Origin of the sequence: Acinetobacter sp. 22301, from assembly GCF_052045285.1 — a bacterium.
Lineage (GTDB): Bacteria > Pseudomonadota > Gammaproteobacteria > Pseudomonadales > Moraxellaceae > Acinetobacter > Acinetobacter pittii.
The window spans coordinates 1-23391 of record NZ_JBQEOR010000020.1; the positions used below are offsets into that span (position 1 = coordinate 1).

Below are 23391 nucleotides of genomic sequence, written 5' to 3' on the forward strand. Positions count from 1 at the left end.
CGAACTCAGAAGTGAAACCTCTTAGCGCTGATGGTAGTGTGGGGTTACCCATGTGAGAGTAAGTCATCGCCAGCTCATTATTCTAAACACCCCCATTCCAATGAATGGGGGTGTTTTTTTATTGGGGAATTTGTATCCTCAATTCTTTAGATACTGAAATTGATTCAAATTATAAAGAAATAAAGCTACTCTAAAATTATTTACCTAATTAGAAATTTAATATGCAATGGATCGTAATTAAAACTTTCTCATTTCCTTATGAGGCACAAATTGCAAAGACTCAACTAGAAGCATTTGGAATTCCTGTTTATATTGAAAATGAGCATACAATTAATATGGATTGGTTTTATTCTAATGCTTTAGGTGGGGTTCGTTTATTAGTTCCAGAAAACTATGTTGATGAAGCGAAGTCATTTCTTGAAAAAGACTTTAGTGATGAGCTTGAACAAAAGTTTGGGGAGAGTAAAGAATGTTGCCCTGAGTGTGGAAGTTTGGATATAGAAGTTAATACTAAAGGAAAAAAATCTGCCTTTTTAGCGTTTATGTTTTTCGGCCTACCTTTATTTTCTTTTAGAAATGGTAATAGATGTAAGCGTTGTGGACACTTTTGGAATTAAATATATAGTAAAAGATTATTGATTATCTTAATTATGAAACCTAATGTAGAGGTATTGGATTTAGTTCTATCTCTGTAATTAATGTACTAGGCGGAGAAGCCATCGATATTAAATAAAATAAATTATTTTGATGGCCGTTCAATTTAATAAATATAAGGACTTATTTAATGGTAGATAAAAAACAGCTAACTCAAAAGCAAATAGAGTTACTCCTTGAATTATTAAAGAATAGATTTGAAAAGAATACACATCGTCATACAGAAATAGAGTGGTCGGATGTGCAAAATAAACTAATTAAGGTTCCTGATAAACTTTGGTCATTGCTGGAAATGGAAAATACAGGAGGGGAGCCTGATGTTATTGCTTATGATCAGCAGAAAGACGAATATTTATTTGTAGATTGCTCTCTTGAGACACCTAAAGGTCGTAGAAGCCTTTGCTATGATCGAGAGGCTCTAGAATCTAGAAAAGATCATCCTCCTAAAAATAGCGCAATAGATGTAGCTAAGGAAATGGGAGTTGAACTTTTAACAGAAGAGCAATATTACCAATTACAAGAAATTGAAGAGTTTGATCTTAAGACATCAAGTTGGCTCAAAACCCCAAATGAAATTCGTAAACTAGATGGAGCACTTTTTGCTGATCGTCGATATGGTCGTGTCTTTATTTACCATAATGGAGCGCAGTCTTATTATGCTGCCCGTGGTTTCCGTTGTTGCTTAAGAGTATAGGCATTGCATTGTATTTGAATAAAAAGAAGAGGCTTTGATGTTTTATGCCAAGAAAATGGAGATTCTTGCAACTTTTGATTGATAGCAAACATGACAAGATATGTTCTGGAATTAAATAAAAACATCAGGACATCTGTCGAAATGCAACCAAACCCAATTTACTATAATGAACAACATATTGCTTTTGCTGATAATGTTCGTCGATTTGTACAAAAAGAAATGGCTCCTTTCGTTAATGAATGGGATGAGGCTGAGACATTCCCAAGAGAGCTATATAAAAAGGCTGCTGAAATTGGTCTATTAGGTTTAGGATTTTCTGAGGAATATGGCGGTATTCCCGATGCAGATCCATTTTATTCATTACTGGCTGGTGTAGAAATGGCAAAAGCTGGTTCGGGTGGAGTACATATTTCACTCATGGTACATACCATTGGAGCGCCACCGATTCAGCATTTTGGAAGTGAAGAACTAAAGTCAAGAGTTTTACCAGGGATTATTTCTGGAGAAAAGATTTCAGCATTGGCGATTACAGAACCGGGTGGTGGTTCAGATGTTGCTGCATTACAGACTAAAGCTGTTCGTGATGGTGACTATTATGTTGTCTCGGGTGAGAAAACATTTATCACATCGGGAATTCGTGCAGATTACTATACTGTTGCAGTGCGTACAGATCCAACCAAAACAGGTGCTGAAGGCATTTCAATGTTGCTCGTTGATGCGCACAGTGAGGGAATTACTAAAACACCTTTAAAGAAAATGGGATGGTGGGCTTCAGATACCGCGCATTTGCATTTTGATCAAGTGCGAGTACCTGCATCAAATCTTCTTGGTAAAGAAAATGCTGGTTTTAAAGTTATTATGAATAACTTTAATATGGAGCGATTTTTCTTGGGAGTAGTGGCTTATGGGTACGCGTTAGTCTGTTATGAAGAAGCTTTAGAATGGGCACAACAACGTAAAACTTTTGGTAAGAGATTAATAGACCATCAAGTCGTTCGTCATAAATTGGTAGATATGGCAACGCAATTAACCTCAACACGGGCATTACTTGAAGAAACTGCATGGAAAATGACTCAGCCAAAACTACAAGGGCCTGAGTTAGTCGCTCAAATCTCGATGCTGAAAAATATTGCGACTCGCACTATGCAATTTTGTGCTGATGCGGCTGTACAAACGTTGGGAGGTATGGGTTTTATGCGAGGTACTAAGTCTGAACGTATTTACCGTGAAGTAAAGGTCAATATGATTGGCGGTGGTGCTGAAGAAATTATGAAAGATTTGATTAGTAAGCAGCTCGGTTATTAATTTTTGCAGGGTGGTCATTGAGCCACCTTTTTATTTCAAAGCCATTTCCCACACCATTTCTGTTAACTCATCAATTTTGACTTTACCCTCAGCTTTATACCAAGTTACGGTCCACGAAATTGCACCACCAACTAATCTTCGCCAAATAAAGGCATCATGTTTTATCTTGCCTTGAATGCGTAACTTTTCAATGACATCTAACCAGATTTGTTCATATTCATTACGCATTTCTAAAAGATAATCTTGTTTTTCTTTTGACAGCGCAAACCACTCATAAACTAAAACAGCCATGGCTGCACCAGTATCTCCAGTAATTGAAATGAGTTCTGCTTTAATAAGAACTCGTAATTGGTGTTCTGGATCGGTAGATTGAGCTGCTGCCTCTTCTAAACGAGCAAGATTGTAAATGATAGTTTGCTCCATTACGTGAGCGAGGATGTCATCTTTACTCTTGAAGTGATGAAATAAGCTACCTGATTGAATTCCAATAAATTGAGCAAGTTCGCGGACAGTGGTTTTATCATAACCTTGTTTGTGAAATAGATAGGCAGCTCCCTGTAATAAACGACCACGCGGGCTATCGTCAAAGCAAGAAATATGTGGAATCTGTTCAATTGAAGTCGCAATCATACGAAAGCTGGATCCTTTATATAAAAATATTTACGGAAAAAATTTTGCTAAATCTCACCATGTTTTAGGCTAGTTGTCGAGTTTGGCAGTTTTAGTCAATTTCACAATAACATTTTGCTCTTTACAAACCAAGCGCTTGCTTGGTAATGTTGAGTGTAATTTTTAAACAAAATAATGAGAAACAAGATGGCAAGTAATCAACAGGATGATGAGCGTGTCGTAAAAATAGGGTGTGCCTCAGGTTTTTGGGGAGATACCAATACTGCTGCTTTTCAATTGGTACATCTAACCGATATTAATTATTTGGTTTTTGATTACTTGTCAGAAATCACCATGTCGATTATGGCCAAAGCGAAAATGGTAGAGCCGAAACATGGCTATGCTTTAGATTTTGTCAGTCGTGTCATGGCGCCTCTACTTAAAAAAATTGCAGAGAAAAAGATTAAGGTGATTAGTAATGCTGGTGGTGTTAATCCACTGGCGTGTCGAGATGCCTTGCAAAAAATAATTAAAGAATATGGTCTAGACCTGAAAGTTGCCGTAGTGTTAGGTGATGATCTTTTGCCAAAACATGAGCAGCTAAAATCACAGAATATTCAGGAAATGTTTAGTGGGGAAGCTTTGCCAGAACAGGTGGCGAGTAGTAATGCTTATTTAGGGGCGGTGGCTATTCGTGATGCCTTAGACTTAGGCGCCGATATTGTGATTACTGGTCGTGTTGTTGACTCTGCTGTGGTACTTGCTCCTTTACTTCATGAATATCAATGGTCTTTAGATGACTATGACAAATTGGCGCAAGGTTCGTTGGCAGGTCATGTGATTGAATGTGGCGCCCAATGTACGGGTGGTAATTTTACCGATTGGCAATTGGTGCAAGGCTTCGACAACATGGGCTTTCCAGTGGTTGAAGTGAGTGAAGATGGCTCATTTGTTGCAACTAAGCCTCAAGGTACAGGAGGTCTGGTTTCTACTGCTACAGTTGCAGAGCAAATTGTTTATGAAATAGGCAATCCTCAAGCATATTTACTACCCGATGTAATTGCTGATTTTAATCAGGTGCATTTAGAACAAGTTGGGGAGCACCGAGTTCGTGTGACAGGGGCAAAAGGACAAGCACCGACTGCGCAGTATAAAGTCAGTGCGACCTATCCAGATGGATATCGGGTTTTAGTGAGTTTTTTAATTGCAGGACGTGAGGCACCACAAAAAGCACAAGTCATTGCCGATGCGATTTTGGCTAAGTGCGAACGTGTTTTAGCAATGCGCTCAGTGCCGTCATTTAGTGAAAAGTCTGTTGAAATTTTAGGTATTGAAAGTACCTACGGCAAACATGCCCAAACATTAAATAGTCGTGAAGTTGTGGTCAAAATAGCTGTAAAACACATGTTTAAAGAAGCATGTATATTCTTTGCATCTGAAATTGCACAAGCTTCAACAGGTATGGCTCCAGCCTTGGCAGGGATTGTGGGAGGGCGTCCAAAAGCATCGCCAGTGATTAAACTATTTTCATTTTTAATAGATAAAAATCAAGTAAGTGTCGAAATCGATTTTGAAGGAAAACGCTACCCAGTTGAGATTCCACAAGGAGTTTCTACAGAGCAATTGCCTACTTTAAAGGCAGGTGAGAATGCAATTTATCAAGGAGATGAAATTGAAGTTCCTTTGATTGAAATTGCGCATGCCCGCAGTGGTGATAAAGGCAATCATAGCAATATCGGTGTGATTGCACGTAAAGCAGAATATTTGCCATGGATTCGTGCAGCACTGACTGAAGAGACTGTTGCAAGCTATATGCAACATGTCTTAGATGCTGAGAAAGGGCGAGTAATCCGTTATGAGTTGCCGGGTTTGAATGCACTAAATTTTATGTTGGAAAATGCTTTGGGTGGTGGTGGTGTTGCAAGCCTACGCATAGATCCGCAAGGGAAGGCCTTTGCGCAACAATTATTGGATATGCCTGTTAAAGTTCCGGCACATCTTTTAGAAAAATAAAATAAATGGATGGGACAAAGATGAGTTATCAATCAATATTTAGACCAGATGCTTTCGCCAATAAAGTCATTATTGTGACAGGTGGTGGCTCTGGAATAGGACGTTGTACGGCACATGAGCTTGCAGCCCTCGGCGCTCAAGTAGTGATTACAGGACGAAAAATTGAAAAATTAGAGAAAGTAAGCCAAGAAATTATAGAAGATGGGGGCTTAGTTCATTTCATTGTTTGTGATAACCGTGAAGAAGAACAAGTGAAAAATATGATTGCCGAAGTGATTGAGAAATTCGGCAAACTCGATGGTCTGGTAAATAATGCGGGTGGCCAGTTCCCCTCAGCTTTAGAGAATATCTCGGCGAATGGTTTTGATGCCGTCGTGCGTAATAACTTGCATGCAACTTTCTATTTAATGCGTGAAGCTTATAACCAATGGATGGCAAAACATGGCGGCAGTATTGTCAATATGACTGCCGATATGTGGGGTGGTATGCCGGGAATGGGGCACTCGGGTGCAGCACGTTCAGGGGTGGATAACCTTACTAAAACAGCATCGGTTGAATGGGGTAAATCGGGCGTTCGAGTAAATGCTGTTGCACCGGGGTGGATTGTGTCATCAGGGATGGATAATTATAGCGGTGATTTTGCCAAAGTGATTATTCCAAGTCTTGCTGGCAATGTACCATTAAAGCGTATGGGGACAGAATCAGAAGTTTCATCGGCAATTTGTTATTTACTCTCGGATGCCGCAGCTTTTGTGTCCGGTGTAACTTTGCGTATTGATGGTGCTGCATCGCAAGGGACGCGTATGTATCCATTAGCTAATGCGACAAATAGTGAATCTTATAATGGTTTCCATCGCGCGTTTATTCCTGAAATTTTTCAGAAAAAGACTGAGGCTGAGGAGGAATAACAGTGAGTATTCTCCAATCCGAAATTACTGTTGGTAGTGAGCAGTATCAAAAGAATAAAGATGCACTGCTTGCTCAGCTGAACGAAGTCCGTGCAATTCAACAAAAAAGCATTGATAAATCTTATGCTGCCAAAGCGAAGTTTGATAAGAAAGGCAAGATTTTACCGCATGAACGTGTACGATTATTGCTCGATGCTGATTCTCCTTTTATCGAATTATGCGGTTTGGTTGGTTACAACATGCATGATGATAAAGATGGTTCGGAAGCTGGTGGTGGCGTAATTGCCGGCATTGGTTTTGTCAGTGGTGTGCGTTGTCTGGTCTCTGCAAGTAATAGCGCGATTAAAGGCGGGACCATGTCTCCTATGGGCGTACAGAAAACTTTACGTTTGCAAAAAATTGCTTTGGAACAAAAACTCCCGCTGATTACGCTGACCGAAAGTGGTGGTGCTAACTTAAATTATGCAGCTGAAGTATTTACCTATGGTGGTATGACTTTTGCCAATCAGGCACGTTTGTCTGCGGCAGGTATTCCACAACTTGCAGTGGTACATGGTAATGCAACGGCAGGTGGTGCTTATCAGCCCGGTCTTTCGGATTATGTCATTGTAGTACGCAAACAAACCGAGATGCTTCTTGCAGGTCCCCCTTTACTCTTGGCTGCCACTGGCGAAGTGGCAACAGCTGAAGAGTTGGGCGGGGCAGAAATGCATGCGCAGGTTGCTGGAACCGCAGAATATTTGGCTGAAAATGATGCTGACGGTATTCGGCTTGCACGTGAAATTTTTGAACACCTGAACTGGAAAGAGCAAATCAAACCAGTTGATGTGACTTATAAAGAGCCTCGTTACGATACCGAGGAACTGTTGGGTGTGATTCCAAGTGACCCTAAACAACCATTTGATATGAAAGAAGTGGTTGCCCGCATTATTGACGATTCAGATTTTCTAGAATTTAAACAGGAATATGATGATTTAACGGTGTGTGGCTGGGCGAAGATTGGCGGATTACACATCGGTATTATTACCAATAATGGTCCGATTACACCCCAAGGGGCGGCGAAGGCAGCCCAGTTTATTCACCTGTGTGAGCAGACCAAGCGTCCATTATTATTCTTGCATAACACCACTGGTTTTATGGTGGGAACCGATGCCGAGCAAAATGGCATTATTAAACATGGCTCAAAGCTGATTCAAGCGGTTGCCAATTGTTCTGTACCTAAAATTTCAATTGTTGTGGCAGGGTCGTATGGTGCCGGCAATTACGCGATGTGTGGTCGAAGTCTATCACCAGATTTTATTTTTGCTTGGCCGAACTCGCATGTTGCTGTAATGGGGGCTGCACAGGCCGGAAAGGTACTGCGTATTGTTGCTGAAGGGAAACAAAAAGCTTCCGGACAGGAACCGAATCCGCAAATGCTCGATTTTCTTGAGCAAAGTACTGCGATGAAATTAGAGCAGCAATCTACCGCACTTTTCAATACGGCCATGCTACATGATGACGGCATTATTGACCCGCGAGATACCCGAAAATTATTAATTTTCCTTTTAGAAACCATTTATGAAGCACAGCAACGAGAGCTAAATTCAACTCGTTTTGGCGTTTCCCGTTTTTAATCAACCTTTACCGCAATTAAAAAAATTAATAGGAATAACACAATGAAATTTACTGCTGAACATGAAGCATTGCGCCGTACAGCTCGTCAATTTGTTCAAAATGAGCTGAATCCATATATTCCAGAATGGGAAGCTAAAGGGCGGTTTCCAATCCATGACGTATTTAAGAAGATGGGTGATCTTGGTTTATTAGGAATTTGTAAGCCAGAGGAAAATGGCGGTTTAGCGTTAGATTATTCGTATAACCTCGTGGTTGCAGAAGAAATTGGTTATGCAGCTTGCGGTGGTGTACCTTTAGCCATTGGTGTACAAACCGATATGGCAACACCTGCTTTAGCGCGTTTTGGTAGCAAAGAATTACGCGATGAGTTTTTAACACCAGCGATTGCTGGGGAATATGTTGCATCCATTGCAGTATCGGAAGTACATGCTGGTTCGGATGTTGCTGCCATTAAAACGACTGCTAAAAAAGATGGCGATGACTATGTCATTAACGGCAGCAAGATGTGGATTACCAACTCATTGCAGGCCGACTTCTTTTGTCTTTTAGCCAACACATCTGATGATAAACCTCATGTTAATAAGTCGATGATTATTGTGCCGGCAAAAACTAAAGGGATTAGTTTTTCAGAACCATTAAATAAATTAGGGATGCGTTCAACGACCACAGCACAAGTTTATTTAGACAATGTACGTGTGCCTCAGCGTAACTTGGTGGGTGTCGAAGGTATGGGCTTCATGATGCAAATGATGCAATTTCAGGAAGAGCGTTTATGGGCTTGTGCTAATGCGATTGGTGGCTTGCAGCATTGTATTCAGCAAACGATTAATTACACCAAAGAGCGTACTACTTTTGGTCAACCACTCATTAATAACCAATATATTCATTTCCGTTTTGCTGAACTCATGACGGAAGTGGAAGCACTTAAAGCATTAACTTATCAAGCATGCGAACAGCATATTGCAGGGGAAGATGTCACGATGTTGGCCTCTATGGCAAAACTCAAAGCTGGACGTTTAACTCGTGAAGTTGCTGATAGTTGTCTGCAATACTGGGGTGGTAATGGCTTCATGTGGGATAACCCTGCGTCGCAGCTGTATCGTGATGGCCGCCTAGGGTCTATTGGGGGCGGGGCAGATGAGATTATGTTGGGAATTATCTGTAAGTTGATGGATATTCTGCCTAAAAAGCAGAAATAAAAATAAGGAATACACCATGACACTTTCAGCATCTCTACAAGTTTTAGATATAGATGACAGTATTCAATTGGAACAGGACGGCGGTATTTTATACCTTTGGTTAAATCGACCAGAGAGTCGCAATGCCATGAACCTGAATATGGTCAATGCAATTCAGCAAGTTTTTGCTGCCATTCGCGATGACCTTTCGATTCGTGCGGTGATCATCCGTGGTGAAGGCGGTACTTTTTGTGCAGGTGGTGACATTAAAGACATGGCAGCTTTACGTGTTGAGGCAGCTAATGTTGGCAGTCTACAACCTTATGTGGACTTTAACCGCCGTTTTGGTGCCTTGCTTGAGCAAGTTGAAGCCGCACCGCAAACGGTTGTGGTGATTTTAGAAGGCGCGGTGTTAGGTGGTGGTTTTGGTCTGGCATGTGTTTCCGATGTTGCCATTAGCCGTGACAATGCTCAGTTTGGTTTACCTGAAACTGGACTTGGTGTGATTCCTGCGCAAATTGCTCCTTTTGTAGTGAAACGTATTGGTCTAACTCAAGCTCGTCGATTAGCTTTATTAGGTATGCGCTTTGAAGGGCATACGGCACTGAATGTCGGTGTGGTTCATCAAATTGCACATAATGAAATTGAACTTGAGCAAGCTTTACAAGAAACAATTCAGCAAATTAAACGAGCAGCTCCTCAAGCTTCGCGTGTGACTAAAGCACTGTTACATCGAACGCTCAATGAACCTTTAAATGAATTGCTTAATGATGCTGCACAGCAGTTTGCTCAAGCGGTTGGTGGTGCCGAAGGACAAGAAGGTACGATGGCTTTTATCCAGAAACGGTTGCCGAATTGGGCCGATGAATCATAAGCGATAGGGATAAAAATAATGAAATTTTCAAAAGTACTGGTTGCCAATCGTGGAGAAATTGCAGTTCGAGTCATGCAAACTGCTAAGGCAATGGGCTATCAAACTGTCGCAGTTTATTCAGATGCTGACAGTCATGCTCGCCATGTGCAAGAGGCCGATGAAGCTGTCTATATTGGTGCTTCAAAAGTATCTGAGTCATATCTTTCAATTGCAAAAATAATAGATGCTTGCAAAAAGACAGGTGCTGATGCAGTTCATCCGGGTTATGGTTTTTTGTCTGAAAATACTGATTTTGCTCAGGCGTGTATCGATAACCAGATTACGTTTATTGGGCCTACCGCTTCTGCAATTGAGTTAATGGGCAGTAAACGCCTTTCAAAAATTGCCATGATTGAAGCAGGTGTACCTTGTGTGCCGGGTTACGAAGGCGATCGTCAAGACCTTGAATATTTAACAGCTCAAGCTGAGCAAGTTGGCTTTCCAATTATGGTAAAAGCCTCTGCGGGTGGCGGCGGTCGTGGCATGCGTTTGGTACAGCACCTCTCTGAGTTGGTGGAAGCTTTACAAACTGCGCGTTCAGAAGCTGAAAATGCCTTTGGTTCAGGCGAGCTTATTTTAGAAAAAGCTGTCATTGCTCCGCGCCATGTCGAAATTCAGGTTTTTGGCGATACACACGGCAATTATGTTTATTTGTTCGAGCGTGATTGTTCAATCCAGCGCCGTCATCAAAAGGTCGTTGAAGAAGCACCTTGTCCAGTGATGACGCCTGAACTTCGTCAGAAAATGGGTGAGGCAGCCGTAGCAGCGGCAAAAGCATGTGCTTACGTCGGTGCGGGAACGGTTGAATTTTTACTTGATGCATCGGGTGCATTTTACTTTTTGGAAATGAATACCCGCTTACAGGTAGAACATCCTGTGACTGAGCTTATTACAGGATTGGACTTGGTTGAATGGCAGTTGCGTGTGGCGAATGGTGAGCAGTTACCTTTAAAGCAACAGGAATTGACCTTAAACGGTCATGCCATCGAAGTACGTTTGTATGCAGAAGATCCACGGCAAGATTTCTTACCCCAAACAGGACAAGTTCTGCGTTGGCAGCCAGCAACTTTGCCAAATGTACGGATTGATCATGGCATGTTGGCAACTGATGAGGTTAGCCCATTTTATGACCCGATGGTGGCGAAGGTGATTGCATACGGTAAAACCCGTGAGGATGCGATTCGCTTATTGGCGCGTGCAGTTGATGACTGTGTGTTGCTAGGTGTAAATAGTAATAAGCAGTTTTTGGTCAATTTACTGCGTCATCCAATCGTGGTTGCAGGGGATACCAATACCGCATTCATTCAACAGCATTTTCAAAATGACAGCAGTCTACATAAGCAGGTTCTATCTTTAGAAACCTTAGCCATTGCTGCTGCATTATTTAGTCAAAGTACAGGTACTGCGGTGTGGCAAACTGGATTAGGTGTACCATTACCATTAAAACTTAAATATGATGAACAGCAAATTCAATTACAGCTTTCATCTGTAAATAACACGTTTACGGTAGAGCTCTGTGATCAATCAGTTTGTATTGAAGTGCTTGAGAGAACGCCAGAGCAATTAATTTATTTAATTGATGGTGTATGTCGCCGTGTGCAATATGTACTGGATGGTGATCAACTTTATTTAGATCGAGATAATGGCAATGTTGCAATTCGCAACGTAACTTATGCTGCCCCAGAGATAGCTGATGTGGCTGGTGATGGCAAAATTCGTGCGCCAATGGATGGTGCGGTAGTAAATATATTGGTCAATAAAGGTGATCAAGTCATAAAAGGCCAAACTTTATTAGTGCTTGAAGCCATGAAAATCCAACAGCAGATTAAATCGGATGTGGATGGAGTGGTTGATGATGTTTTAGGTCAGCAAGGGCAGCAAGTAAAAAAACGGCAGATGTTATTTACTATTCAAATCTAGTAAAAAATACCGCTCTATATGAGCGGTATTTTACTTTAAATCAGGAGTCCTGATTTATTCTCCATCGGCCTCTGCAATTGTCTGACTTGCTTTTTTTAGGCTATATAGTAGTTGACCTAAAAGGACTTCTTTATTACTTAGCGTAACCATGACCATTGGGTGATGAACAGCAGGAATAGCAGTTAAAATGGCCTTGCCATTATCTGCATCTAAAGTAATGTTGTTACAGCCCGTGAGTTGAATCTCTTTTAAAAATGCAGTGACCATTGCCAAAATTGAGCTACTTACGGCTGCTAACTTAGTAGTGTTATGGTGGTTCTTGTGGCTCACTGTTGCTAATTCAAAACCATCAGAAGAGCAAATCATGACAAAATCTACACCACGCGTATTCATCAAAATATTATGAGCTTCGGCTTTTGCAAGTTGTAGTAACTGTGTTGGAGCGGTTCGTTTTTGAGTTGGGATACTAAGCATGATCATTCCCTTGAGATGTTAAGCCTACCTTGACTTCAAGTGATGCAATTAATGATTCAACCATCATTAAAATTTGTTCTTGCTCACGTGCATCAATAAAAAAAAGAGGGTATGGCAGTGCATTTGCTTTTATCCAATGACGATATTGTTGAAGTGATGACTCTTTATTTTCGTCAACATGAGTAATACCAATTGCAATATTATCATTATAATTTTTAAAGGTTTCTAAATAGCTTTCTAACTCGGCAATTGGATTAGAGCTATTATGATCTAATAATAAAATAACACCGATTGCACCTTCACAAATGACCGACCATATAAAATCAAAACGGCTTTGTCCTGGGGTTCCATAGAGTCCGATTTTGATTCCATCATCTAAAGTAATTTCACCATAATCAATGCCTACAGTGGTCTGGGTTTTCTGATGGCTTTGAACATCTGTATTGAATGCTTCTGTTTCTAGAATTGGAATTTCAGATAGCGATTTAATCGCTTCTGTTTTTCCTGCCCCCATGCTACCTGCAAAGACAATTTTATATTGCTGTATAATCATAACTTCCCTTAAAGACCAAATCGCCGTCTAATTTTCCCTATAAAATTTTTAAAAAAATGATTCTCTGTATTTGAATTCTCTAAGTACAAATTTGGCGTGTAAGTGCATTTGCTTGCAGAAACAAATTTTCCATTATTTGCCATTAAGCAAGCTGTAACGAAGCGTAAGACATCATCAATTGATAAGTTAAGCTGGTTAGCCACATCAGTAATTTTTGCTCCCTGTATAAAGCATGCAGAGAGTTGTAGGCTCACTTTTCTATATTCTTTTTGATAGGGCTGTGGCCAATGATCAATTTTAAAATAGCTATCCTTCGAGGCTAGATTTTCAAAATTGTTTGAATTCCAAATCAGATTCCATAACCAGTCCTGTAAATAATAATCTTTTTTACGCGAAACCTTAGTGAAGTCTGAAGTATTAGCAAAAGTAAAATCAAAGCTTTGATTGGTTTGCGTATGTTGGCGTGATGGCTCTAACCAAGCAATTTGAGTTCTATTATCAATAATGGCTAGAGTACCTTTATCATCAAAAATATGTAGTCTGGCATTTTCTGGACTGTGTAAATTCCTTATAAACTTATCATCAATCAAAAGTAGCTCATTTGATAAATCTGAAACTACAGCAGTATTTTTTTTGTTCAAATACGATAATAAGTTTATTTCTATCCAGTTAAGTAAAGACTCTACTTTTTCTAGCGGCAGATGCAGGGTGTGTTCATCAACTTGATATCCATTTTTTGAGGGAGTTTTACTAATTTTTAAATAAGGACATTTTTTCTTTTGAAGAATATTTTGAATATTATCTGAATCAAAAAAGTTTTCGTTAATTAATAATAGATCAATATGAATATTAGAAATATTAACCCAATTAATATCATACTGATTAGATATTAAATTTCTGATTAAAGTTTTTAATTCATCCGAAACTTTTAAGCTTAAACCAGAGGTTGCAATATTTATGCAATGCCTATCCATAGTATCACATTAAATTTTATTGAATAAGAGAGGGGTTTTAATGTGCTCTTTATAATAGGTATAAAAAGCACATTTCAGATTAATTAGCTAAAGTCTAACTCTTTTTCAAATGACTTTAACTCGTGGCGAGCCATTGCTAAATTTGACTTACTCCGGTCAAGGACTAAGTAAAGGAATAAATTATTATTGCTTTCTAGAGGTCGAATTAAATGGTAAGCCTTACCTAATGTAATTAAGATATCTTCAATATTGTCATTTAATTTCAAAGCATTGGCGATGTTTCGTTTGGCACGGATTACTTCTGTATTGCCGGCAGCTGCCAATTCTAAATCAATTTCCCCACCACCTTGAGTTGCAAGTGATAAACCACTTTCTGAATCAACAAGTGCAGATGCAATAAAACCATCAATTTCAGTTAAGCTATCTAAAGAAAGTTTAGCCATGTTTTTATCTCTCAGGATTCTAAAATTATATTTACTACTTTTTCCTAAAAGTAGTTGAAATTCATTATATTTCTGCTCAATTTGAAGTCAATAAATCAAAGAAATAGAGAAATTGTTGTTTTGGGAAATAAGTGACAGAAAATGTCAGATTATAAAAAATATTATAAGATTATTTTTACATTATACTTTTAATATTGTGCTGAGTTTTACATTATATATTTTAAAATCTGAATAAAACAATTGTAATAGAATGTTAATAAAATATTGAAAAATAAAATATTCTAATTTTAATCATAAAAAGGGGAATAATGAATTCCCCTTTTTATATAAAAATCAAATTAAACGAGCTGTGTATAAATACAGTAGAGATAGCCCAAAATTGCTAAAGCAACTACAGGGGCAACAATCTTTGACCATGTAGGTACAGAAATTTCGGCAGCTTGTTCTTCAATATGCACGTCATCATGATGAGGTTGGGCTTGGTGAACCATTTGGTTGAACTCCTTCATTGTTGTATCCAATGATAGCTCTTCTTGTTCCACAGGTTTAGAACCAATTAATTCATTTAGGTGGTTTGTTGACCAAACCCAATCTTCAGCTTGACCTGATAAGTGTTCAATCTGACCTAAAATTAATTCTTTTAAGCCATTATGCCCAAAACCACCTGTTTCATCGAGCTGATTAAGTTCTGCTAACTGCAAAGTTAAAATTTCAGAAATACTCTGTTCTAGTTCTGAATTTTTTAAAGTCGACTGATTATGTTTAGAAGTCGTTAAATGACGAGCAACTTCTTGAATATAAAGTGGATCTGAGGTTTTGATTTCTTGATAAATCTTATTGTCATTCTGACGCCATAAACTAATCAGTTTTCCAAGCGTAAGAATATTCACCTCATCAATCAGTTTATTTTTTTCATTAACTGGATATTGATTTAAAAGCTGAGGCTTTTGAATTTTTATCTGCTCAGCAAAGTATTGGACTAAATCAAATGCCATGCTTTCTTCCTCTAAATTTAATCTAAAATTCTTAACGATGGTTTTTTCTTAGTCGATGTTGTTTCAGTTGCTTCTTGTACTTCTGACTCTACTGTATTTTCTACAGGTGTTATATTGGCATATTCTTCAGGATCAAAGAATAAACCTTGTCCATTCTCACGTGCGTAAATCCCTAAAACAGCTTGAATAGGAACATAAATATCTTTTGACGCTCCGCCAAAACGAGCAGAAAAAGTAATAGCTTCATTGGTAATAAGCAATTGATGAACTGCATGGGGCACAATATTTAGAACAATTTGCCCATCTTTAACAAATTGTTGCGGAACGTCGGTATGCGGTTGTGTCGCATCAACTAATAGATAAGGAGTAAGCTGGTTATCACAAATCCATTCATAGATTGCACGAGCAAGATAAGGACGTGTAGGGGTTAAATCAATAGTTTGCTCAGACATATCACGCTATTCCATATTTAATAGTTCATTGTAACGGTTTTTCTCTTGAGGCGTCATTGATTTAGCAAAAGAAGGCCGTTCAAAGATACGTTTACAGTACAAAAATATAGGTCGACAGTGCTGTTTGGGTAAATCAATTCCCATGCTATTTAATCTTAAAAAGATAGGGGCAAGCATGCAGTCTAAGATTGTAAAATTCTCAGACATGAAATACGGAAAATGCTGAAATAGGGGAGTAAGTGAAATTAATGTTTCACGTAGTTCTTTTTGAGCTTTTTGCTTTTGTTCGACATTTAGTGAATCAGCATGTTTTAACATGTGATCTGCTAACTTAAACCAGTCGTTTTCAAGTCTCCAGATATACTGACGCTGTTCCGCACGCATCATAGGTGCATCTGCATAAAGCCTACTTTGACGATAACGATCATCTAAATATTCAGCGATGATAGGTGCTGAAAATAATTTAAGATTTTGTTCGACCAACATCGGTAATTGGTTGTAAGGATTTAAGCTGGCTAAATCTTCATCTTCATGGTCAGTTATGATTAATTGATATTTGATTTGTTTTTCTGCTAATAAGAAACGAATCCAATGAGAACGGAAATCATCAGCATGACTGTAAAGGGTAATCCCCTGAATAGAGGTGTTTTCGACCGACATATCACAAGACGACGTGGTTGAGTGAATCGATTAGGATACTAAAAATGCTTTAGGAAATCACGGTTCTAAAGAGATAGTTTGTTTATATTTATAAGTTTGTATTTGGTGGCTCTATTTTCATAATAAAAAAAGCCTTGGAAAAATCCAAGGCTTTTTGTCCAACTCGATAAACGAATTAACGTTTAGAGAATTGAGGACGCTTACGAGCTTTACGTAAACCAAGTTTCTTACGTTCAACTTCACGAGCATCACGAGTAACGAAACCAGCTTGACGTAGAACAGGTTTTAAAGTTTCGTCAGCAGCGATAAGCGCACGAGTAATACCGTGACGGATCGCGCCAGCTTGACCACCGATACCACCACCTTTAACAGTGATGTAAAGGTCAAACTTTTCAGTAACTTCTAAAAGTTCTAAAGGTTGACGAACAACCATACGAGCAGTTTCACGACCGAAATATTGCTCTAAAGTACGGTTGTTAATAACGAGTTTACCTGTACCAGCTGACAAGAAAACACGTGCAGTTGCGGTCTTACGGCGACCTGTACCATAATTAGTAGCCATGTGCTGTATCCCTTAGATGTCCAAAACTTGTGGCTGTTGAGCAGCATGCGGATGCTCAGTACCAGCGTACACTTTCATTTTTTTGATCATTGCATAACCAAGAGGACCTTTTGGTAACATGCCTTTAACCGCTTTTTCAAGAACAGCTTCAGGTTTGTGAGCAATTAACTTCTCGAAGTTAGTCTCACGGATACCACCAGGGAAACCAGTATGGCGATAATATTTCTTATCAAGTGATTTTTTACCAGTCACTTGAACTTGTTCAGCATTAATCACAACGATGTAATCGCCAGTGTCAACGTGAGGAGTATAAGAAGTTTTGTGCTTACCGCGTAAACGACGAGCGATTTCAGTCGCAAGGCGACCTAAAGTTTTGCCAGAAGCATCAACAACATACCAGTCATGTTGAACTTCAGCTGGCTTAGCGCTGAGAGTTTTCATTAAACCACTACCTATTATAGTTGGTTTGGACTATGGAATCTGTCCAAACAAAAGGAGCGAGCATTCTAAACGAGTTTGTCCAAACTCACAAGAAAAATCCAGTTTAAGCCATATAATTTAATCCATAAACTGATGAATTTCAGATATGTTAAAATCAAACAAATTCTTGTTATGTGTCTGGAGTGATTGTGCTGCCATTATATGTCACTTCCGGTGAGCCGGCTGGTATTGGTCCAGATATCTGTTTGAGCTTGGCTAAGCGGGTTGATGAACGCCCTGTTGTTATCTTGGGTGACCGAGACTTATTAGAGCAACGTGCCCAAAAACTTGGGATCGATATTCAATTTATAGAATATACCGGACAGCCTGAGTCATCATCTCTGAATGAACTCTATATAGAGCATGTGCCTTTAGAAGCAACTGTCATTGATGGTCAATTAAACCCAGCTAATGCAGCCTACGTATTAGAACAACTGCGTCGTTCAGCAGATTATGCAATGTCTGGTAAAAGTGTGGGAGTAGCCACGGCACCCGTGCAAAAATCGGTTATTAATGATGCTGGAATTTTGTTTAGTGGTCACACTGAATACTATCAAGAGTTTGCAGGTGTAGAGCGTGTCGTAATGATGCTTGCAACCAAAACCTTGCGTGTCGCCTTAGCAACTACACATTTACCCTTAAGAGATGTAGCGGATGCAATTACCAAAGAGCGATTGCATCAGGTTATTGATATTTTACTGCATGACTTAAAAACTAAATTTAAGATTACAGACCCACGTGTACTCGTGTGTGGCTTAAACCCTCATGCAGGTGAAGATGGTTATTTGGGTCGTGAAGAGATTGAGACCATTAATCCGGTACTCGAAAGTTATCGAGCGCAAGGGCTTAAAATGAGTTTAAGCTTGCCGGCAGATACTTTGTTTACTCCAGAACATCTTAAAAATGCAGATGCTGTACTTGCCATGTACCATGATCAAGGTTTACCTGTGTTAAAATCACAAGGGTTTGGTGAAGCCATCAATATTACATTGGGTTTGCCTTTCATTCGAACTTCGGTTGACCATGGCACAGCGTTGTCTTTGGCTGGGACTGGTTTGGCAAAAAGCTCAAGTTTAAATGTCGCTGTTGATTTAGCTTTATCTTTAGCAGCGAGCTAAATTTTTCATGTTGGAAATGTTCTATGTATCAAATTAATGCCCTAAACCCGAAAGATGAAGGGCATAAAGCTCGTAAACGTTTTGGTCAAAACTTCTTACATGATCAACGAGTCATTGCCAAAATTGTGCGCTCTGTAAGTCCGCGTACAGGCGACAATATTGTCGAGATTGGACCTGGTTTAGCTGCCTTAACATCTCCTTTAATTGGGGAATGTGATGCATTAACAGTAGTGGAGCTAGATCGTGACTTAGCTGCTGGGCTACCAGAACGTGTTCCACATCCTGAACGTTTGACGATTATAGAAGCTGACGCATTAAAATATGACTTTAGCGAACTGGTAAAAGATGGCCGACCATTACGTGTAGTCGGTAACTTACCTTATAACATTTCAACCCCATTACTCTTTCATCTCTTGGAATTTGGCAGCAAAGTTAAAGATATGCACTTTATGCTGCAAAAAGAGGTGGTTGACCGTATTACTGCTGAACCGAATACAAAAGAATATGGACGCTTGTCAGTAATGATTCAATATTACTGTCAACCAACATTTTTATTTGAAGTGCCGGCTGGTGCTTTTAACCCACCACCTAAAGTAACGAGTGCGGTTTTCCGCCTTGTTCCTTATGATCAAAAGCCAATTACAGCAAAAGATGAAAAAGCTTTAGCTCGACTGGTTGCCCATGTATTTACTCAGCGCCGCAAAACATTAAGAAACAGTCTTAAAGGTATGATTGCAGAAGATGGCTTTGAAAAAGCTGGTGTTGATCCAATGGCTCGTCCAGAGACCTTAACACTTGCCCAATTTGTTGCTTTAGCCGATCAAATGGTGGCGTAAATGACTAAGCGTTTTAACTATGTTATTGGTGATGTACAGGGGTGTTTTGAAGCTCTAAAAGCCTTGCTTAAAGAAATACGTTTTGATCCAGATCAAGACTTTTTATGGTTTGCTGGTGATTTAGTCGCACGTGGTGAAAACTCGGTAGGGGCATTACGTTTTATTAAAAAGCTTGCTGATCGTGGAGCTGCTGCAACTGTACTTGGAAATCATGACCTGACTTTAATTGCGGGTGCGCGTGGTTTAAAAGAGATTAAAGAAAAAGATCGTACCCAAGACGTTATTGATGCTATTGATGGTGATGAGTTAATCGATTGGTTACGTAAACAGCCATTATGTTTATTGCCAAACGAGCATACGATCCTAACTCATGCTGGCATACCTTGTATTTGGGATGCGCAAAAAACTGTAACGTTGGCAAAAGAGGTTGAGGCTGTACTCGCAAACGAAGATTTATCTGTATTGGATGCTTTTTTAGCAGACATGTATGGTTCTAAACCAGATTTGTGGGAAGATAACCTAACTGGTTCTGCGCGTTTACGTTGTATTACCAATTATTTGACTCGCATGCGTTTAACGAATGCCGAAGGGGCTTTAGAGTTTAGTTTTAAAGATTCTTTGGATGCACCAATGCCGGATGGTTATTTACCTTGGTTTGAATTTCCGAGTAAAGCCGCACAAACTCATCAGATTATTTTTGGTCATTGGGCTGCGCTCGAGGGCCGAACTATTAATAAGCAGATCCAGAATATCGATGGTGGCTGTGTTTGGGGCAGAAAATTAATGGCTTATCGACTTGAAGACAAAGAAATTTTTTCTGTTGAAAATCCTGTGCAAATATAAGAAAAGCAATGTTTTTCTATGAGTGCAAGATGAAGCTTGTAGCTGAGCTAAAAATAAAAAAGCCGCAGAAGCGGCTTTTTTATTAGGAACTATTATTCTACTCGAATCCAGATTTGATTACGCCCTAAAGCTGAAACTCCGAGATAACCGCGCATATGTAAGCGTTTGCCAGTTGAACTAAGTTTTGCTTTAAGTCCGTAAACTTTGCCAGTATTTGGATCTAAAATTTTACCGCCAGTATAGTTCAGTCCATCTACCTGTTTTAAACCAGTTGCGATATCCAGACCTAAAATCGGTTTATTGGTATATGGCGCAGGGCAATTATCACAAATTTCTTTAGGCGTATAACCTGGGCGTGGCGTTACTTTGATAATTTTCCCAGCATATGTCCCGTTCGCTTCTTTTCGTATTTCTACCTGTGCTTTAGGAGCACCTGTCTTATCATCAATTGTTTGCCAGAGACCTGTAATATCTGCTGCGAATGTAGCAGTATTAATCCCCAATAAGAGCAGAGCTCCAATAAAAATTTTCCCCATAATTAAAAATCCTTTTAACTTTGAAAGGTCATCTTATTTGGAATTGATAGACCGTTCAATGTTTATTTAATCAACTTCTTAATTATGGTGTTCCAAAAGACAACATTAATGTTGGTAGCCAAATTGCAGTAAATACACCATTCAATGCCATACCAAATGCAGCGTAACGACCTGCAACTGGTCCGCGTTGCCAAGCTTGAGCTGTTCCGATGGCATGTGCAGCTAAACCTAAGGCTAAACCTGATGCTCTCTCATCATGAATATGTTTAAGTAAAAATGGTGAAAATGCCGCGCCAATTACCCCAGATAAAATAACAATGAGAGTTACCAAGGTTTCAGGGGCATGCAATAACGTTGCAATATTCAGAGCAATTGGAGTAGTTACTGCACGGGTGGCAAATGCAAGAATGGTGGGTTCAGACATATGTAACAAATAAGCCAGCCCCATAGGTAGAGCAACGGCGCTAATACTTGCAAAAAGTAAAATACCAATGACCGATTTAATTGGAAGATCATCGTAACGCATTGCAGCTAAAGGAATGGCTAAGGCTACAGTGACATAACCTAATAGATGGCCAAATAAGTCATTCACATAAAGACGATACTGCTCATATGGCACATGCAAAACTGAAAGTAAGCCAATTACAATGAACATGCCGAAAACTAAAAGTGGAATTTGCGGGAAACGTCGGTTTAAAGGCTTTGCACACAGATAACCAATGAGTGTGATCAAAAATCCGTAGAAAATCGTAAACATTTTATTCTCCTTATAACCAACGTTTTGCCATTTTTGCATAGACCCACAAAGGTATAAGGGTACTGACCACTAAAACAAAAAGAAATAATGGAATTTCCTTACCCATATGTACCAGCATAATTAATGAACCTGCACAGATAGGTAAAAACGCGAATCCACTTTCTTTCATGATTTTATTATTGGTATCTACTATTCGAAGTGGAATTTTTTTAAACTTTCTCCAAATCAGTAAAATAATAAGTAAGCTGATTAAACCGACCAGATTACCTAATTCTGGATGACCAAAAGCACGCATGACAACGACAGAGCCTTCACGAAAACCAATAATGAGTAGTAATGTAATTACCCATGCTGTCCAGTCTATACTTTTGATCTTATCCATATTTTTTTATCTCTAAAAGTTTACTTATCAAGTTTTAACTGATATCGCCCTTGATTTCAAACTCTTCCAAGGGGCGCTTAAATTGACTCGCGTGTTCTCCCAAGATTTCATCTAAGGGCAGTTTTGCTTGGCGAATAAGCTTTTCTAACTTATGTGGTGCAATCTTCACGTCAATATGTAATAAGCCTGCATCATCATAATGTTCAGACTCAATAACATTTAAGGCATAAAGTTGAGTACGTAATTTGCCATAAGCAGGCTTAAGCACGAGTGAAAACTTTTGAATTTGGCCCATTAAGCATTCTTGTACTGCTTTTTGGAGCAACTCTAGACCTTGACCAGAATGAGCTGAAACATAAACTCGATCTGGTACATGTGGTTCGGCATAAATAATTTTGGCCTCTTCACCACTTAGATCAATTTTGTTGTATACCCGAAGTACGGGAGCATCAGCACCAATGTCTTTTAATACGCCTTCAACCGCTTCAATTTGGTCAAGCATGTCGTGGCTACTACTATCAATAACATGCAGTAAAAGGGTCGCTTCTAGTGTTTCTTCAAGTGTTGCTTTAAATGATTCAACCAAATCATGCTGTAAGTTTCGTACAAAACCTACTGTGTCTGCTAGCACAACAGTACCGATACCATCCCAGTCTAAACGGCGTAGGGTTGGATCGAGTGTTGCAAACAGTTGATCAGCTGCGTAGACATCACTATTAGCTAAAATATTAAATAAAGTCGATTTACCAGCGTTGGTATAACCTACTAATGAAACTGTTGGAATAGCTGCCTTTTGTCTTGCAGCACGCCCTTGCATACGAGTCTGTTGGACTTTGTCTAATTTATCTTTTAATTGGGTAATACGAACACGAATGAGACGGCGATCTGTCTCTAGTTGTGTTTCACCAGGGCCACGTAAGCCGATACCACCTTTTTGTTGTTCAAAGTCGGCAGACCAACCACGAATAAGACGAGTAGATAAATGTTTAAGCTGAGCAAGTTCGACCTGTAACTTACCTTCATGCGTACGGGCACGCAGCGCAAAAATATCTAAAATTAAGCCTGTGCGGTCAATAACTCGGCATTTTAATATTCTTTCTAGATTTCGTTCTTGAGCAGGTGATAACGCGTGGTCAAAAATAACCAGACTCGCTTCTAGCTCCTGAACTTGCTCTGCAATTTCTTCGACTTTGCCTGAGCCAATAAAAAATTTAGGATTAGGCTTATTACGCTGAACCTTAACATGTTCAAGGATATCTGCACCAGCAGACTGTGCAAGTAGAGCAAACTCTTCGGCATCCAGATCATCTAATAATTGTACAGAAACACTCACTAAGATTGTGCGTTCACCGCCTTGATGCCGATCAACATATTCCACGTGGCTATAAATCCTGAAAATGGGAAAACTTTATTCTAGAGGAAACTTAAGCAAAAGGGGAAAGCGTTTGTTCTCATCCTTTAGATTAGTTATATGAGATTAGTCTAATGTTCAGATTTATTTTATTTGCCGTTCTT

26 protein-coding genes and 1 rRNA gene are annotated in these 23391 nt (G+C 39.4%); 13 read left to right on the top strand and 14 right to left on the bottom strand.

Going from position 1 to position 23391, the window contains the following annotated elements; all coding sequences use genetic code 11:
* The 4 genes from rrf to ACTJJH_RS18035 all read left to right on the top strand — a co-directional run.
* Positions 1 to 75: ribosomal RNA gene (rrf, locus tag ACTJJH_RS18020) — 5S ribosomal RNA — on the top strand; the annotation flags it as partial.
* Positions 76 to 221: 146 nt separating this feature from the next.
* The gene (locus ACTJJH_RS18025) at positions 222 to 617 is read left to right on the top strand and encodes a putative signal transducing protein (RefSeq protein ID WP_276124846.1); all 396 of its coding nucleotides are present in this window, start codon (positions 222 to 224) and stop codon (positions 615 to 617) included.
* A 167-nt stretch (positions 618 to 784) separates the two neighbouring features.
* On the top strand, positions 785 to 1348 hold the full coding sequence (locus tag ACTJJH_RS18030; protein ID WP_033851361.1) for a DUF4256 domain-containing protein: 564 nt from the start codon (positions 785 to 787) through the stop codon (positions 1346 to 1348).
* A gap of 141 nt (positions 1349 to 1489) precedes the next feature.
* Positions 1490 to 2653 (top strand): acyl-CoA dehydrogenase family protein, encoded by a 1164-nt coding sequence (locus tag ACTJJH_RS18035; protein ID WP_440601555.1) that lies wholly within the window; start codon positions 1490 to 1492, stop codon positions 2651 to 2653.
* Between the two features lie 30 nt (positions 2654 to 2683).
* Here ACTJJH_RS18035 and ACTJJH_RS18040 read toward each other — a convergent pair whose 3' ends face one another.
* On the bottom strand, positions 2684 to 3283 hold the full coding sequence (locus ACTJJH_RS18040) for a TetR/AcrR family transcriptional regulator (RefSeq protein WP_440601546.1): 600 nt from the start codon (positions 3281 to 3283) through the stop codon (positions 2684 to 2686).
* Positions 3284 to 3469: 186 nt separating this feature from the next.
* Between ACTJJH_RS18040 and ACTJJH_RS18045 the strand changes: the two genes are divergently transcribed.
* From ACTJJH_RS18045 to ACTJJH_RS18070, 6 genes are read left to right on the top strand one after another with little or no spacing between them, the layout of a single operon-like run.
* Positions 3470 to 5275, top strand: coding sequence for an acyclic terpene utilization AtuA family protein (locus ACTJJH_RS18045; protein ID WP_206243381.1), 1806 nt, complete (start codon positions 3470 to 3472; stop codon positions 5273 to 5275).
* Positions 5276 to 5295: 20 nt separating this feature from the next.
* Complete coding sequence (locus tag ACTJJH_RS18050; protein ID WP_440601547.1) at positions 5296 to 6183, top strand: SDR family oxidoreductase; 888 nt, start codon at positions 5296 to 5298, stop codon at positions 6181 to 6183.
* Between the two features lie 2 nt (positions 6184 to 6185).
* On the top strand, positions 6186 to 7799 hold the full coding sequence (locus ACTJJH_RS18055; RefSeq protein ID WP_440601548.1) for an acyl-CoA carboxylase subunit beta: 1614 nt from the start codon (positions 6186 to 6188) through the stop codon (positions 7797 to 7799).
* A gap of 42 nt (positions 7800 to 7841) precedes the next feature.
* Positions 7842 to 8999, top strand: coding sequence for an acyl-CoA dehydrogenase family protein (locus tag ACTJJH_RS18060; RefSeq protein WP_440601549.1), 1158 nt, complete (start codon positions 7842 to 7844; stop codon positions 8997 to 8999).
* Positions 9000 to 9015: 16 nt separating this feature from the next.
* On the top strand, positions 9016 to 9852 hold the full coding sequence (locus tag ACTJJH_RS18065; RefSeq protein WP_440601550.1) for an enoyl-CoA hydratase/isomerase family protein: 837 nt from the start codon (positions 9016 to 9018) through the stop codon (positions 9850 to 9852).
* Between the two features lie 18 nt (positions 9853 to 9870).
* On the top strand, positions 9871 to 11811 hold the full coding sequence (locus tag ACTJJH_RS18070; protein WP_440601551.1) for an acetyl/propionyl/methylcrotonyl-CoA carboxylase subunit alpha: 1941 nt from the start codon (positions 9871 to 9873) through the stop codon (positions 11809 to 11811).
* Positions 11812 to 11865: 54 nt separating this feature from the next.
* Here the strand turns inward: ACTJJH_RS18070 and ACTJJH_RS18075 are convergent, their stop codons facing one another.
* The 9 genes from ACTJJH_RS18075 to rplM all read right to left on the bottom strand — a co-directional run bounded on the left by ACTJJH_RS18075 (position 11866) and on the right by rplM (position 17365).
* The gene (locus ACTJJH_RS18075; protein ID WP_002117819.1) at positions 11866 to 12285 is read right to left on the bottom strand and encodes a roadblock/LC7 domain-containing protein; all 420 of its coding nucleotides are present in this window, start codon (positions 12283 to 12285) and stop codon (positions 11866 to 11868) included.
* The gene (locus ACTJJH_RS18080; RefSeq protein ID WP_032006029.1) at positions 12278 to 12838 is read right to left on the bottom strand and encodes a GTP-binding protein; all 561 of its coding nucleotides are present in this window, start codon (positions 12836 to 12838) and stop codon (positions 12278 to 12280) included. The genes ACTJJH_RS18075 and ACTJJH_RS18080 overlap by 8 nt, the downstream gene beginning before the upstream one ends.
* Before the next feature lie 8 nt (positions 12839 to 12846).
* The gene (locus ACTJJH_RS18085) at positions 12847 to 13812 is read right to left on the bottom strand and encodes a hypothetical protein (protein ID WP_130174286.1); all 966 of its coding nucleotides are present in this window, start codon (positions 13810 to 13812) and stop codon (positions 12847 to 12849) included.
* 83 nt (positions 13813 to 13895) lie between these two features.
* The gene (locus tag ACTJJH_RS18090; RefSeq protein ID WP_003656109.1) at positions 13896 to 14255 is read right to left on the bottom strand and encodes a hypothetical protein; all 360 of its coding nucleotides are present in this window, start codon (positions 14253 to 14255) and stop codon (positions 13896 to 13898) included.
* Between the two features lie 338 nt (positions 14256 to 14593).
* A complete protein-coding gene (locus ACTJJH_RS18095; protein WP_005065252.1) occupies positions 14594 to 15250 on the bottom strand; it encodes a hypothetical protein in 657 nt (218 codons plus the stop codon).
* A 17-nt stretch (positions 15251 to 15267) separates the two neighbouring features.
* Entirely contained in the window at positions 15268 to 15702 is a 435-nt protein-coding gene (locus ACTJJH_RS18100) for a ClpXP protease specificity-enhancing factor (protein ID WP_440601552.1), read from the bottom strand.
* A 6-nt stretch (positions 15703 to 15708) separates the two neighbouring features.
* Complete coding sequence (locus ACTJJH_RS18105; protein WP_440601553.1) at positions 15709 to 16362, bottom strand: glutathione S-transferase N-terminal domain-containing protein; 654 nt, start codon at positions 16360 to 16362, stop codon at positions 15709 to 15711.
* A gap of 175 nt (positions 16363 to 16537) precedes the next feature.
* Positions 16538 to 16924 (bottom strand): 30S ribosomal protein S9, encoded by a 387-nt coding sequence (rpsI, locus tag ACTJJH_RS18110; RefSeq protein ID WP_002048725.1) that lies wholly within the window; start codon positions 16922 to 16924, stop codon positions 16538 to 16540.
* 12 nt (positions 16925 to 16936) lie between these two features.
* Entirely contained in the window at positions 16937 to 17365 is a 429-nt protein-coding gene (rplM, locus tag ACTJJH_RS18115; protein ID WP_002117832.1) for a 50S ribosomal protein L13, read from the bottom strand.
* A gap of 173 nt (positions 17366 to 17538) precedes the next feature.
* Here rplM and pdxA point away from each other — a divergent pair, with 173 nt between their 5' ends.
* From pdxA to ACTJJH_RS18130, 3 genes are read left to right on the top strand one after another with little or no spacing between them, the layout of a single operon-like run.
* Positions 17539 to 18522 carry a 4-hydroxythreonine-4-phosphate dehydrogenase PdxA gene (gene pdxA, locus ACTJJH_RS18120; RefSeq protein WP_410560829.1) on the top strand — a complete coding sequence of 328 codons (984 nt, stop codon included), beginning with the start codon at positions 17539 to 17541 and terminating at the stop codon, positions 18520 to 18522.
* Positions 18523 to 18545: 23 nt separating this feature from the next.
* The gene (gene rsmA / locus ACTJJH_RS18125; protein ID WP_005065242.1) at positions 18546 to 19358 is read left to right on the top strand and encodes a 16S rRNA (adenine(1518)-N(6)/adenine(1519)-N(6))-dimethyltransferase RsmA; all 813 of its coding nucleotides are present in this window, start codon (positions 18546 to 18548) and stop codon (positions 19356 to 19358) included.
* Entirely contained in the window at positions 19359 to 20201 is an 843-nt protein-coding gene (locus ACTJJH_RS18130; protein ID WP_440601554.1) for a symmetrical bis(5'-nucleosyl)-tetraphosphatase, read from the top strand. It abuts the gene before it with no gap.
* 92 nt (positions 20202 to 20293) lie between these two features.
* Here the strand turns inward: ACTJJH_RS18130 and ACTJJH_RS18135 are convergent, their stop codons facing one another.
* From ACTJJH_RS18135 to hflX, 4 genes are all read right to left on the bottom strand, one after another.
* Positions 20294 to 20737: a DUF2147 domain-containing protein gene (locus ACTJJH_RS18135; RefSeq protein ID WP_002117847.1), complete on the bottom strand. Its 444-nt coding sequence runs from the start codon at positions 20735 to 20737 to the stop codon at positions 20294 to 20296.
* Between the two features lie 82 nt (positions 20738 to 20819).
* Entirely contained in the window at positions 20820 to 21494 is a 675-nt protein-coding gene (locus tag ACTJJH_RS18140) for an LrgB family protein (RefSeq protein ID WP_017398704.1), read from the bottom strand.
* 10 nt (positions 21495 to 21504) lie between these two features.
* Complete coding sequence (locus ACTJJH_RS18145; RefSeq protein ID WP_002117849.1) at positions 21505 to 21876, bottom strand: hypothetical protein; 372 nt, start codon at positions 21874 to 21876, stop codon at positions 21505 to 21507.
* 34 nt (positions 21877 to 21910) lie between these two features.
* Positions 21911 to 23254 carry a ribosome rescue GTPase HflX gene (hflX, locus tag ACTJJH_RS18150; RefSeq protein WP_032007485.1) on the bottom strand — a complete coding sequence of 448 codons (1344 nt, stop codon included), beginning with the start codon at positions 23252 to 23254 and terminating at the stop codon, positions 21911 to 21913.
* Positions 23255 to 23391 lie beyond the last annotated feature (137 nt).